The organism is Embleya sp. NBC_00888 (assembly GCF_045207655.1).
GTDB lineage: Bacteria > Actinomycetota > Actinomycetes > Streptomycetales > Streptomycetaceae > Embleya.
In genome coordinates, this window is the sequence record NZ_CP108785.1 from 4797317 (window position 1) to 4810818 (window position 13502).

10 protein-coding genes and 1 pseudogene are annotated in these 13502 nt (G+C 70.6%); 6 read left to right on the plus strand and 5 right to left on the minus strand.

What is annotated here, in order from left to right; all coding sequences use genetic code 11:
* Positions 1-105 precede the first annotated feature (105 nt).
* A complete protein-coding gene (locus tag OG948_RS55320) occupies positions 106-1614 on the minus strand; it encodes an MFS transporter (protein WP_331772669.1) in 1509 nt (502 codons plus the stop codon).
* 88 nt (positions 1615-1702) lie between these two features.
* On the opposite strand from OG948_RS55320, the gene OG948_RS55325 reads away from it, so the two are divergent.
* Complete coding sequence (locus OG948_RS55325; RefSeq protein WP_331772670.1) at positions 1703-2329, plus strand: TetR family transcriptional regulator C-terminal domain-containing protein; 627 nt, start codon at positions 1703-1705, stop codon at positions 2327-2329.
* 193 nt (positions 2330-2522) lie between these two features.
* Here OG948_RS55325 and OG948_RS55330 read toward each other — a convergent pair whose 3' ends face one another.
* Both OG948_RS55330 and OG948_RS55335 read right to left on the minus strand, forming a co-directional pair.
* Positions 2523-2891 (minus strand): hypothetical protein, encoded by a 369-nt coding sequence (locus tag OG948_RS55330; protein WP_406300774.1) that lies wholly within the window; start codon positions 2889-2891, stop codon positions 2523-2525.
* A gap of 403 nt (positions 2892-3294) precedes the next feature.
* Positions 3295-3645 (minus strand): anti-sigma factor antagonist, encoded by a 351-nt coding sequence (locus OG948_RS55335; protein ID WP_331772672.1) that lies wholly within the window; start codon positions 3643-3645, stop codon positions 3295-3297.
* On the opposite strand from OG948_RS55335, the gene OG948_RS55340 reads away from it, so the two are divergent.
* Positions 3638-4243: a hypothetical protein gene (locus tag OG948_RS55340; RefSeq protein ID WP_331772673.1), complete on the plus strand. Its 606-nt coding sequence runs from the start codon at positions 3638-3640 to the stop codon at positions 4241-4243. The genes OG948_RS55335 and OG948_RS55340 overlap by 8 nt on opposite strands.
* A 159-nt stretch (positions 4244-4402) precedes the next feature.
* Here the strand turns inward: OG948_RS55340 and OG948_RS55345 are convergent, their stop codons facing one another.
* On the minus strand, positions 4403-4999 hold the full coding sequence (locus tag OG948_RS55345; protein WP_331772674.1) for a dihydrofolate reductase family protein: 597 nt from the start codon (positions 4997-4999) through the stop codon (positions 4403-4405).
* Positions 5000-5355: 356 nt separating this feature from the next.
* Here OG948_RS55345 and OG948_RS55350 point away from each other — a divergent pair, with 356 nt between their 5' ends.
* Both OG948_RS55350 and OG948_RS55355 read left to right on the plus strand, forming a co-directional pair.
* Positions 5356-5685, plus strand: coding sequence for a YciI family protein (locus tag OG948_RS55350; RefSeq protein WP_331772675.1), 330 nt, complete (start codon positions 5356-5358; stop codon positions 5683-5685).
* A complete protein-coding gene (locus OG948_RS55355; protein WP_331772676.1) occupies positions 5682-7724 on the plus strand; it encodes a DUF6596 domain-containing protein in 2043 nt (680 codons plus the stop codon). The genes OG948_RS55350 and OG948_RS55355 overlap by 4 nt, the downstream gene beginning before the upstream one ends.
* 252 nt (positions 7725-7976) lie before the next feature.
* Here the strand turns inward: OG948_RS55355 and OG948_RS55360 are convergent.
* Positions 7977-8119, minus strand: a pseudogene (locus OG948_RS55360) (sugar phosphate isomerase/epimerase); the annotation flags it as partial.
* An 823-nt stretch (positions 8120-8942) separates the two neighbouring features.
* Between OG948_RS55360 and OG948_RS55365 the strand changes: the two are divergent.
* Together OG948_RS55365 and OG948_RS55370 are read left to right on the plus strand one after the other, a co-directional pair.
* Positions 8943-9809, plus strand: a complete 867-nt coding sequence (locus OG948_RS55365; RefSeq protein WP_331769002.1) for a sugar phosphate isomerase/epimerase — start codon at positions 8943-8945, stop codon at positions 9807-9809.
* Between the two features lie 37 nt (positions 9810-9846).
* Entirely contained in the window at positions 9847-13395 is a 3549-nt protein-coding gene (locus OG948_RS55370; protein WP_331772677.1) for a ThuA domain-containing protein, read from the plus strand.
* Positions 13396-13502: the final 107 nt, after the last annotated feature.

The following is a 13502-nucleotide window of genomic DNA, read 5'->3' on the forward strand; positions in this document are numbered from 1 at the left end:
CACCGGCACACCCGGCGCACGACGGCTGCGGGAACGGGCCCGCGGACGCAACCGGCCCAGTCGTGCGCAGCACCCGCCTCCCGGCCTCCTGATCCGGTTGGCGGTTCAGGCGCCCCGCTTGGACCGTACCTCCCGCGGTGTCGGGCCCGCTTCGGCGTCCTCGGCCCGAGGGAGGGCGAAGGTGGCGGCGACGACGGCGAGAAGAATCGCGGTCATCGCGAGAAAAACGCGGCCGTGATCCGCTGCCGGGTCGGCCGGGACTCGGCCCGCGTCGGAGGCTCCGGCGACGGCGACCAAGACGGCCAGGCCCAGGGCGCCGCCCAGTTGGCGGGTGGTGTTCATCAGCCCCGACGCGGCGCCCGCGTCGCGGGTGTCGATGCCGGAGGTGACGGTGGCGGTGATCGGGGTGACCAGCAGGCCGACCCCCGCGGACATCACGATCCCGGGCCCCAGCACGCCCAGCGCGTAGCCGCTGCCGGCGTCGGAACGGCTCTGCCACAGGAACCCGGCCCCGGTGACCGCGGTGCCGAGCAGGATCAGCGTGCGCGCGTCCATGCGTCGTATCACCCACGGCGCCGATCGGGCGGCGCCCATGCCGGCCAGGGTGTGCGGGAGGAACCCGAGGCCGGTCTCCAGAGCGTCGTAGCGCAGCACGTTCTGCATGTAGAGGGAGAGGAAGTACCACATCGGGATGAAGCACGCCCCGGCCAGGAGCATCACCGCGTTGCCCACCGAGATCGCCCGCACCCGCCACAACCTCGGCGGCATCAACGGCGCGGGGGCGAACCGCGCCTGAACCACGGCGAACGCGACCAGCGCGAGCATCCCCGCGGCCACGGCCCCGGCCGTCATCGGCTGGGCCCAGCCCCGGACGGGACCCCGTGCCACGCCGTAGGTCAGCGCGGTGACGCCCACGGTGGCCAGGACCGCGCCGGGCACATCCAGCCGCCCTCGTGTCGACGGCGTCGCGGGCCGGGTCGGGGGCAGCAGCGCGAACGCCGCCGCGATCGCGATCGCGCCGACGGGTACGTTGATCAGCAGGACCCATCGCCACGACAGGGTCTGCGTGAGCACCCCGCCTATCAGGTTCCCGGCCGCGCCGCCGGCCGAACCCACCGCCGTCCACGTGGCCAACGCCCTTGTCCGCGCCGGGCCTTGGGCGAACGTGGTGGTCACCAGCGTCAGCGTCGCGGGCGCCAGGATCGCTGCCCCCAGGCCTTGCGCGGCGCGCGCGCCGACCAGCGCGGCCGGAGAGGTTGCGAAGCCGCCCACCAGGCTGGCCCCGGCGAACAGCGCGAGCCCGACGGCGAAGACACGCCGCAGCCCGTACAGATCCGCCAGCCGCCCGCCCAGCAGCAGGAACCCGGCGAACACCAACGCGTACGCGTTCACCACCCACGGCAGGGCTCCCTCGCGGAAGCCGAGCGCGTCACGAACCGAGGGCAGCGCCACGTTCACCACCGACACGTCCAGCACCACCATGAACTGCGCGGCGCACGCCAACGCGAGCACCCCCGACGACGCCCGCCCGACCCGGCCCGACGCGGATTGCGCGTCCGTCGCGAGCGCCGGAGCCGTGGGGTCCGGCCCGCTCGCGCGTTCTTCCCGCTTCATGTCCTCCACCGTTCGACGCGTCGGCCACGAACTCTTTGATGATACGTTTGTAACGTAAAAATGTGTGTCCGGTGGGAGGGCGTGGCGCATGCCGAGGTTGGTCGATCACGCCGAACGACGCGCGCACATCGCCGACGCACTCGTGCGATTCGCCGCACGCGAGGGGCTGCACGCGGTGACGATGCGGGCCGTGGCCGCCGAGGCCGGGGTGTCCCTGCGCATCGTGCAGTACTACTTCGAGACCCGCGCCCACCTGATGCACGCCGCCCTGGATCGGCTGGAGAGCCGCAGCGACGCGCGATGGGCCGAGCGGCTGGCCGGGCTGCCGGATCCGGCACCGGCGCGGGCGCTGGTGGAGGCGCTCGTGGCCGAGGCGCTGCCGACCGACGAGGAGAGCAGGGTCTTCCATCTGGTGTGGACGGCGTACGCGGTGCTGGCGATGACCGACCCGGACCTGGCCGGGCAACCGTTCGTCGAGGGACCCCGCCGCCTGGAACGCCGTGTCGCCGAAGCCTTGCAACAGGCACGGGCCGTCGGGGAGATCGCCGCCGACCGCGACCCCGACGCGGAGGCCGCCCGGCTGCTCGCGCTCGGGCACGGCGTCGGCACGGGCGTCCTGGTCGGCCAACACACCCCCCGGGCGGCCCGTGCCGTGCTGGACTACCACCTCGACCGACTCTTCGAGCCGCGCGCAGCCGGGACGACTCGAGGATGAGGACCGGACTCGGCGCCTCGGCGGGCCCGACGGCGTCGGACGTGGTCGGTCCCGGTCGCCGGGTCTCGGCCCCGCATGGGATGCGACCGCCCGGATCGGGTCCGTCAACGCGGCGGTGACCGCGTCGAGTTCCACGGCGGCCGGACGGCACCCGACCGCCGTTTTCGGGCGGCCTACCTGCCCGCAGAGGGGCTCACGGCGAGATGTGAACGATGGGGGTGAACCTGTCGATCAGCCACGGTCCGCCCGCCGATACGTTGCGCACGCCAATCTGTGCGCGTATCTCCTCTTCACCCGATTCGGTGTCCAGCGCGTCCGCGGGCATGTTCAGCCGGGCTATGCGATTGATCGTGGTCGAAGGGGGATCGAAAGGATCGGACGTGGACCAGCTCGTCAGCGCGTCGTGGTCCGAGACATCCCATTCCCACATCCGGTAGGCATCCTGGAACAGGGTGCCGCTGCTCGCTTCCGAGGGCGTGAGCGTCACCGTCCAACGGACTTCGAAGGCCCACCGTGATCCGGGCGCGGGCCTGGCGGTCACGGTTCGGTTGCTGATGTCCATGACAAATCACTCCGTTCGACCCGGGCGCGCCGCTCGTGGCCGCCGGCCGCACTCGCTTCCGTGCGACGGGGCGACAGGCTTTTGTCCGCCGATCCCTCTCATCACCGGGCCATTTGGAGCCCTCGTGAACGAGCGGCGTCCACACGCTCGTGCGCCACTTCCGTCGGCGATTCCAGCCTAAGGCCGGTCGGGGGTCCACAGCCTCCCGAGTCCTCGGCCACGGCTCAACAGACCCGGGCAGGACACCGCGCCACAACGACGTGGGCGAAATCGGAATTCACGTGGCGACGATTCGGGCACGTTCCGCGACGGCGACGAGCGTTGTCCGTCTTCGCTGCGGCGAGGGTGAGGGTCCACCGTCCACCGGTCCGGCCTGTCTCGGCTGCCCGCTCCCGGGGCGCGGTCAGGGGGCGGGGACGGGTGATCGGGCCAGGACGACGAAGCGCGGTCGGCACAAGCCGGGCAGGGACAACAGCCTGAGGACGAAGGGGCTGACGCAGATCAGGGACAGTGTGCCCGCCCCGGCGAGGACTCGTTCGCGAGCGCGCACCAGCAGCGCGATGCCGCAGGCCCCGATGAAGGTGACCGCCTTCAGGTCGATGAACAGATGTGTGCGTCGGACCCGGGTGAGGTGATCCAGATGGAATTCGATGTCGGGCGCGGTCACGATGTCGATCTCGCCCCGCAACGCGACCACGACCACGTCTCCGTGCGTGCGGGTCGAGAACAGGGGATGGGCGCCTGCGATGGACATGGAAACCCCCGGGTCGATGTGCGAGGACATCGACAGGGTTCGGGTCGACACGCCGACGATAGGCGCACCGAACACGTTCCCCACTGTTTGTGGCGATTCCCCTCGTGCGATCGGCGGATGGACGAGACTGGTCGGCCCGTCCGGCGGGAATCGCCCACAGCGCCTCATCAGCGCCACCCAGGACTTCCGAATCCCGGAGAAGGAGGTCTTCGCCACGGCCGCCGCGTACGAATGGGCGATGACCGAGCGACTCGGAGACAAGGCCAAAGGCCAGGACGTGTACGTTCTGCCCCAGCCCGGTGGCCACGCCCTGACCGGGGCCGTCGAGCCGGCGCGATTGGCGACGGTGGTGGCGCACGCGGCCCGAGCAATGGAGAGCGTGCCCGCGCCCAACCGGGCACGTTCGGTGCTCGACATGCAGCGGCTCGGCGCGTACGGATTCGTCGCGATCGCCCCGCACACGCGTGCACCGACGATCGCAGACAGACGCCAGGTCGGCGCCGAAGCCCGACAGGCCATGCGCGCCATCGAGCCGAACACCCGTACCTTGCCCGGTCGGCCTGCCGACACCCGGCGCACCCCCGAGCCGGGTGGGTGAGCGCTGTCGGGTCCGCGTTCGTGGGGTGGGGTGCTTGCCGGGTTCGGTAGGCGGTGACGTTCGGTGCGGGCCGCGCGAGCGTTTCGCGGATTCATCACCGTGCGGGCGCGGCCGGGTGTGTTCCCGGCCGCGCCGTGAGAACCCGATCCCGGGCGCGAACTACGCCGCGGCCACCGGTCGGTAGGTGCACACGTGCACGCCTGTGCCGCTGACCACGGTCGAGACCAGTTCGAGCGTGCGCAGTGCGCCGTCGGCCGGGTAGATCGTCTTTCCGCCGCCGAGCAGCACCGGCATGATCATGAGCCGCAGTTCGTCGACCAGCCCTTCGGCCAGGAGGGCGCGGGCGAGCGAGAGGCTGCCCATCACCACCAGGTCCCGACCCTCGGTGTCACGCAACTTCCGGATCCGGTCGAGGGCCTGGTCGCCGGGTATGCGGGTGGTGTTGTTCCAGGTCAGGTCGTCGTCGCCCAGGGTTCCGGAGACGACGTACTTGGCGACCGAGTTCATGTGGTCGGCGAAGGGGTCGCCGGCCCGCCCGGGCCACGCCGCGGCCATGACCTGCCACGTGCGGCGTCCGAAGAGCAGCGCGTCGGTGTCGGCGGCCCACTCGGCGAGGGCGCCGCCCATCACCTGCGGGTCGAAGAACGGGTGTGTCCAGCCACCGTGGGCGAACCCGCCCTCGGTGTCCTCGTCCGGATGGCCCGGAGCTTGCATGACGCCGTCCAGGCTGACGAATTCACCAATCACAATGCGCATCGAACTGTCTCGTTTCCTCGTTGGTTGTTGGTCATGGAGACCGTCGGGCCGTCCACGACTCTTCGGTCCCGACGATCTTTTTGTGGGCACCGCAGGGGTGACCTTCGACCACCTCGTTGCGCGACGACGCGTGCGTCACCACGACGCCCACCGCACGGCGCGGGTGTCCCCGGTCGACGGAATCAGGGCGGGCTCCTTCGAGGGGCGGGTGAGCCTCGGATTTCTTCCCTGGGGCTCGCACCATCGTCGATCCGCCGATGCGACAGGGAATAATGCGATTCCCTGTCATATGGCCGGCGCGACGTGTCGGTGCGCCCCGGCGATCCGGCCGGGCGAGACGAAACCGGAGGAACACCATGCGCTACCTGATGACGTCCAAGGCCTCGGAGAACGCGAAGGCCCCCGACGAGAAACTGTTCGCCGAGATGGGTGCCTTCATCGATGAGCTCAGCGCCGCGGGCGTGCTGCTGGCCACCGGCGGGCTCGAGCCGGGCGGCGTCCGGCTGGTTTCCGATGGCGGCGACATCACCGTCACCGACGGTCCGTTCGCCGAGTCCAAGGAGGCGGTCGTCGGCTTCGCCCTGGTCGAGGTCCGGTCCAAGGAGGAGGCGGTCGAACTGGGCCGCCGGTTCCGCAGGATCGTCGGTGACGGCGAGAGCGTGATCCAGCAGGTCTTCGGTCCGTGACGGACGTCCACCGCACGGTCGACGCGATCTGGAAGATGGAGTCGGCCCGGATCGTCGCCGCGCTCACCCGCATGGTGCGCGACGTCGGGGTGGCCGAGGAACTGGCGCAGGACGCGCTGGTCGCGGCGCTGGAGCAGTGGCCGCAGTCGGGGGTCCCGGACAATCCCGGTGCCTGGCTCACCACCGTCGCCAAGCGCCGCGCCGTCGACCACATCCGCCGCGACCGGCGGTCGGCGGAACACGGCGAGACGCTCGCGCACGACCTGGCCGAGCGGCGGCGGATGGACGACGGTGTCGGCGGCTCCGAGTACGACCTCGGGACCGCCGATCCGGCGTCCGAGCAGGACGACGTGCTGCGGCTGATGTTCGTCTCCTGCCACCCCGTCCTGCCGACCGAGGCACGCGTCGCCCTGACCCTGCGGCTGCTCGGGGGACTCACCGCATCCGAGATCGCCCGCGCGTTCCTCAGCGTCGAGCCGCTGATCGCCCGCCGCATCGCGACGGCCAAGCGCACGCTCGCCGAGGAGCGGGTTCCGTTCGAACTCCCGGACGGCGCCGAACTGGCCGAACGCCTGTCCTCGGTCCTGGAGGTCGTCTACCTGATCTTCAACGAGGGCTACTCGGCGACCGTGGGCGAGGACCTGACGCGGCCCGGCCTGTGCCTGGAGGCGCTGCGGTTGGGGCGCCTGCTCGCCGAGTCGGTGCCGGACGAGGCGGAAGCGCACGGCCTGGTGGCGCTGATGGAGATCCAGGCGTCCCGTACGGCGGCGCGCACCGGCCCCGCCGGCGAACCGGTTCCGTTGCACGCGCAAAACCGGGGACGCTGGGATCGATTGCTCATCCGCCGCGGCTTCGCGGCGATGTTGCGGGCCCGCGCGGTCGGTACGCCCGGCCGGCCCGGACCCTACGTGTTGCAGGCCGCGATCGCCGTCTGCCATGCCCAGGCGCCTACCGCCGAGGAGACCGACTGGGTGCGGATCGCCGGACTGTACGCCGCCCTGGCCCGACTCCTGCCCACCGCCGTGGTGCGGCTCAACCAGGCGGTCGCGGTGGGGAAGGCGGACGGCCCCGCGGCCGGCCTCGCCCTCGTCGACACGCTCACCTCGGATCCCGCGCTCCGCGACTACCACCTGCTCCCCGGGGTGCGCGGCGACCTGCTGCTGCGCCTGGGGCGCGGCGAGGAGGCACGCCGCGAGTTCGTGCGCGCGGCGCTGCTGACCAAGAACGCCGCCGAACGCGCCTTTCTGACGCGTCGTGCCGAGGCGATCCCGATCGGGGACGCGTCCACGCCGACGTTCGGCGAGGCCATCGACGCGTTTCTGGCCCAGGACCGGCTCGCGCCGGCGACGGCCCGCTCCTACGGACAGACGTTGTGGCGACTGCGGTTGTCTCTGGGCGTGGGGTTGCCGCTCGCGTCGCTGACGGCCGATCAGATCGCCGGCGCCTTCCGCGTGTCGTGGGGCGGCGTGGCGGCGGCCACCTGGAACCGACACCGTTCCGCCGTACGGGCGTTCGGAGCGTGGGCGGATACCCCGGGCCTCGACGCGGCCGTTCCCCAGCGGACGCCCGAATCCCGCCCCGGGCCCATGCCGGTCCCGCCCGGAACGGCGTGGCCGGGCGATGCGGAAGCCCCGTTGCGGGAGCGCACGTTGTGGACGCTGCTGCGCGAGTCGGGCGCCACCGTCGCGGCCGTGCTGGCCCTGAACGTCCAAGACCTCGACCTGCCGGAGCGACGAGCCCGCCGCGCGGACCGGGAAGCGGATCGGCGGTCGGATCGGCGTCGCGCGTGGATCACCTGGCGGTCGGGGACGGCCGCGCTCCTGCCCGAACTCCTGGACGGCCGCACCCGCGGCCCGGTGTTCCTCGCCGACCGACGCCCGGGCCCGGCGCGGGCGGGCATCCTGGGCGCGGAGGACGTCTGCCCGCAGACCGGCCGAGGGCGACTGTCCTACGAGCGCGCCGAGTTCCTGTGCAAGTCGGCGACCGGACACTCGCTGCGCCGAGTCCGGGACTGGGGCAAGGACGGGGACGAGTCCTGAGGCGAGGCTCTGCGTACCACGCCGGTTGGAGGGTCCACGGCGATCGTCGCGACACGTGATCATCACGTGTCCGGCGGGCAGTTCATACAGACGCTCGGTCGGGGTTTCCCGGCCGAGCGTCTTGCGTGCGGGTGTGGTGGCGAGCCGCGGCATCCGCGAGGCACGCCCGTCCGGCCATGGTTGATGTGGCCCGCGTCAGCGGCCCGTACTTGTTCGGGATTGCCGTGCGGCCGTCCACGCAGTCGCCCCCGGTGAGGGCTCTTCGGACCTCGAAGTGGTCGCCCCAGCAGGCGATTTCGAGGCCGTCGTAGTCCCCGTCGGCGGCGAGTCGGCACACCTGCTCGAAAGGGCGGGTCCGCCCATCGACCGATGAACGGTGTCACGGGGCGAGGCATGGTCGTCCTTCCGAGGGGCGCGTGGCGGAGTCCGCGAGGGGCCCGGGGCATTCGTGGCCGCCGGTGCGCGGGGGGTCGCTCGACGGGTGCGGCTCACATCCGATGTCCTCCCGCCCTTCCGGTGGCTCCGAGGCTTGTACCCTCCACTCGACCGGACAGTTTGTCCATACGCGGGAAGAAGTTTGTTTTGATTAGTTGAAACTCTTCTTGGTGAAAGCGGAATCAACTACATTCCTGGCGGAACCTTCGCTTGTCGCAAGCCGGAAACAGGAAGGAGCGCAACGCCTTGCGACCGCGTCGCACCCGGTCCCGGCGACCCTGTGGACGACCGGAACCAGTCCCTCCCACAGTCCGGTACCCGCGCGGGGGAACACACGGACTCCGCCCACCGATTCGCCCGACGGCCCGCTGCCGCTGTGCAGCGACTCCACCGCCAAGCGCGATACCCCGCACGCGACTCGGGTCGAGGCTCTGCCGCTCGAACCGGTGCCGGCGAACCGATACGTCGAGTGCACGCGCCGGTACCAGGAAGCCGACCCCGTACACGCCTGCAACGCACGGGGGCGACGGCGACCCGCGGAGCACCACCGACAACCCGCTGCGCCGACCGTCGGCGCAGCACCGACGCGGCCATGCCCCGGCCCGCCCTCAGCCCCTCGACCCCGCCACTCCACACCACACCACACCACAACCGTCCCCGACGTTCTCCGTGTCCGCGCCCGGGATCCGTGCGAGGGCGCGCCGCCGGCAACGACATGGCGTGGACGCACGGCACAAATCCCGACGGCACGAATCCCGTTCGACATCGAAAGGCAGCCCCGTCATGCACATCGGGTTCCACACCGACGCCTTCAACTCCGCGTACTGGTCGTTCGACAAGTGCCTTGCGTGGGCCGAGGAACACGGCGTCCACCACATCGAATGCGGCCTCATCGACGGCGTGAGCTGGATCCACGGCCTGGGTTACCAGCCGCACGTCGCGCTCTACGAGGACGCCGTCCTGCTGCGCCGCGCGATGCACGCGCGCGGCGTGCGGTTCTCCCAGGTCGACGCGGCCTACCCGCTGTCCGGCCTGGACGGGCCCCTGCGGGGGGTGCCGTACGTGCTCAAGTCCATCGCGTGGGCCGCCCAGGCCGGCTGCGACCGGGTCGACACCACCGACGGGTTGCACGCGCCGGCCGGCCTGACCGACGACGAGGCCATGGCGTCGATGAAGCGCTCCTACGAACAGATCCTGCACGTCGCCGAGGCACACGGTGTGCGGATCAACATCGAACCGCACGGCTACTTCACCACCAACCCCGACCGCATGGCCGAGATGCTCGACTTCGTCGACTCGCCGCTCCTGGGCATGAACCTCGACACCGGCAACACCTTCATCGCCGGCCAGGACCCGGTCGAGTTCGCCAAGCGCTTCCTCCACCGCATCTCCCACGTGCACATCAAGGACGTCTCCCGGTCCCTCGCGGAAGCCGTGCGCGGCGGACAGACCGGCATCGCCGTCAGCCACTGCGCGATCGGCGACGGCGTCAACGCCGACAACATCCGCCGCATTCTCGCGCTCCTGCACGACAGCGGCTACGACGGCGTGCTGAGCATCGAATGCGAGGGCCAGGGCGGCCCGATGCTGGAACGCTCCCTGAACTGGCTCCGGTCCGCGCTGGACGACCTCGGCATCCCCCACGACTGACCTCGTTCCGCCCCACCACACCGAGGAGCACGCCCACATGAAAAGATCCCTGACCGGGTTAACAGTGGTTCTCCTGACCCTGCTCGCCCTGGTCGCCCCGCACACAGCCGTCGCCCACCCCGGACACGAACACCGTTTCCGCGCACTGCTGTTCACCGAGAGCGCCGGATTCGTCCACGACTCCAAGCAAGCCGCCATCACGATGGTGCAAAACCTCGCCGACCAGCACGACTTCGAGGTCGTACACGCCCCGGACTCCTCCGGCTTCACCGACGCCAACCTCGCCGGCTTCGACGTGATCATCCTCGCGCAGGCGTCCGGCGACGTGTGGAACGCCGCCGAGGAAGGCGCGTTCGAACGCTACGTACGCGCCGGAGGCGGTGTCGTCGCCATCCACAACCCCCTCGACATGGAACCGAACTTCCCGTTCTACCGGTCCCTGATCGGCACCGAGTTCACCTCGCACACCGCCTCCGCCGGGGTCACCGCGACCGCACTCGTATCCGACCGGGCACACCCCTCCACCAAGGACCTCCCCCGCGAGTGGACCCGCAGCGAGGAGTGGTACGCCTTCACCAGGACCGTGCGCGGCGACAAGCACGTCCTGGTCCAACTCGACGAACGCAGCTACCCCTCCTCACCGGCCGCCGGCCGCATGGGCCCCGACCACCCGGTCACCTGGTGCGACGACTACCAGGGCGGCCGCACGTGGATCACATCCATGGGCCACTCCATCGCCGCCTACGCCGACCCGCTGCTGCGCACCCACGTCCTCGGCGGCATCGAATACGCCGCCGGCGCCGAGCCGGGCGACTGCGGCGGCACCGACTGGCCCAACTACCAGAAGGTCGCGCTGGACACCGACACGTCCGCCCCGTGGGGCATCGCCATCGCACCGGACAGCCGGGTGTTCTTCACCGAACTCGTGCGCGGCCAGGTCCGCATCCACGACCCGAAACTGGGCCGCACGGTGACCGCCGCGACCATCCCGGTCTACAGCGGCGGCGAAGACGGCCTCCTCGGCCTGGCCCTCGACCCGAACTTCACCACCAACCAATACGTGTACCTCTACTACTCGCCCGCGAACAGCGGCCCGCTCAACCGCCTCTCCCGATTCACCATGAGCGGCAACACCATGCGCCTCGACACCGAGGTCGTCATGCTGGAGGTTCCCGCGGGCCGGGCACCCAACGAGATCGGACACACCGGCGGCACCCTGCGCTTCGACGGGAACGGCAACCTCTTCCTGTCCGTCGGCGACGACGTCATCCCGTTCGAGTCCAACGGCTACACACCCATCGACGAGCGCCCCGGCCGCAGCCACTTCGACGCCCAGGGCTCCTCGGCCAACACCAACGACCTGCGCGGCAAACTGCTGCGCATCCACCCCGAGCCCAACGGCACCTACACCATTCCCACCGGCAACCTGTTCCCGCCCGGCACGGCCAGGACCCGGCCCGAAATCTACGCCATGGGCTTTCGCAACGCCTTCCGCTACAGCGTCGACACCGACGGCACGGTCTACCTCGCCGACTACGGCCCCGACTCCAAGACGACCAACCCCAACCGGGGCCCGGCCGGAATCGTGGAGTGGAACATCATCCGCTCCGCCGGCAACTACGGCTGGCCATACTGCATCGGCGACAACACCCCGTTCAACGACTACGACTTCGCCACCGGCACCCCGGGCGCGAAATTCACCTGCGCCACCCCGGTGAACACCTCACCCAACAACACCGGACTGACGAACCTGCCCCCCGCCCGCGCCGCCGACGTCTGGTACTCCTACGGCGCCTCCGCACAATTCCCCGAACTGGGCACGGGAGCCGGCGCACCCATGGCCGGTCCGGTCTACCGCTACGACCCGAACCTGGTATCGGACACCAAATGGCCCGAGTATTTCTCCGGCACGCCGTTGTTCTACGAATGGGGCCGCAACTACATCAAGGAGTTCCCCCTCGCGGCCGACGGCAGCGTCATGGCGCTCAACCCGGTGCTGTCCAACCTGTCCTTCCTCGCCCCCCTGGACATGCAGTTCGGCCCGGACGGCTCCCTGTACCTGCTGGAGTGGGGCGGCGGCTACGGCCGGGACAACCCCAACTCCGGGCTCTACCGCATCGACTACGTCAAGAACGGACGCGCCCCCACGGCGGTCGCCGACGGCACACCCCGCGCCGGCATCGCGCCGCTGACCGTGGCGTTCTCCAGCACGGGCAGCCGCGACGCCGACGGAGACGCGCTGTCGTTCCTGTGGACGTTCGGCGACGGCACCACCTCCACCGACCCCAACCCCAACCACACCTACACGACGAACGGCGAGTACACCGCCACACTCAGGGTCACCGAAACCGACACACCCCAAAAGCGCAGCGCCACCGCGTCCGTGCCGATCGTCGTCGGCAACACCGCACCCACCGTGAGCATCACCACGCCCACCAACGGCGGCTTCTTCGAATGGGGCGACTCACTGCCCTGGCAGGTAGCCGTCAACGACACCCAGGACGGGACGGTGAACTGCGCCGACATCGTCGTACAGCCCGCCCTGGGCCACGACGAGCACGCCCACCCGGCCGACCCGGTCCGGGCATGCTCCGGAGTCGCGGCGACATTCCTCGACGAGGGCCACGCCGCGGCCAACGCGTTCTGGGCGATCGACGCCCGCTACACCGACCGCGGCGGCCCCGGCGGGATCGGGAAGCTGACCGGCAGCGACACCTCCGTCTACCGGCCCAAGCGCTTCCAGGCCCACTACTACAACCAGGCGTCCGGCGTGGCCGTGGAGAACCACGCGAACGCCGAACACGGACAGTACGTCGGCAACATCCAGGACGGCGAGTGGGTGAAATACGACAACGTGAGCTTCCAAGGCATCGACTCGATCAGGTACCGGGTCGCCTCCGGTTCGACCGGCGGGCGCATCGAGGCCCGCCTCGGCAGCCCGACCGGGCAACTCGTCGCCACCACACAGGTCGGCAACACCGGCGGGTGGTACACCTTCACGGAGACGGCCGCCGTGCCCGTCACCGCACCCGCCGGCACACACGACCTGTACCTGGTCTTCCGCAGCAACCCCGGCGCCGCCTACAGCCTGTCCCTGGACACCGTGCAGGCCCTCGGCCCCGGCGTGGGCCAGAGCATCGGCGGCGACTGGCTGGGTGTGAGGGGACAGGCGGGCCATGCGATCCCCGGCGTGTCCACGTCCCTGCCCACCGGCGTCACCGTCACCCCCGCGGCGACCGCCACGCCCTACACCTGGGCGAACAGTTCGACTCTGCCCAGGGCGCTGCAACACCCGACCAACGGTACCCGTGTCGCGTCGACCTGGTTCAACCCCAACCGCTTCGAGATCGGCGTGTCGGTGCAGGGCACACGTGAACTCGCGGCCTACTTCACCGACTACGACAACCAGGGCCGCGCCCAAACCGTGGAACTGTTGGACCAGTCGGGCACCGTGCTGAGCACCACCACGTTGACCGGTTTCGGTGCCGGACGCTGGTTGACGTGGACGGTGAACGGACAGGTCACCGTCCGCGTCACGAAGGCGGGCGGCCCCAACGCCGTCATGTCAGGTGTCTTCATCACCTGATTCCCCGGTAGGGCTGGGACGGGGCCGATGCCGATGGGCCGGCCCCGTCCCACGTCGGAACTTCACCAACGACGCGCGGGCGAACCGCGTCCTTCGGGCGATCGAGC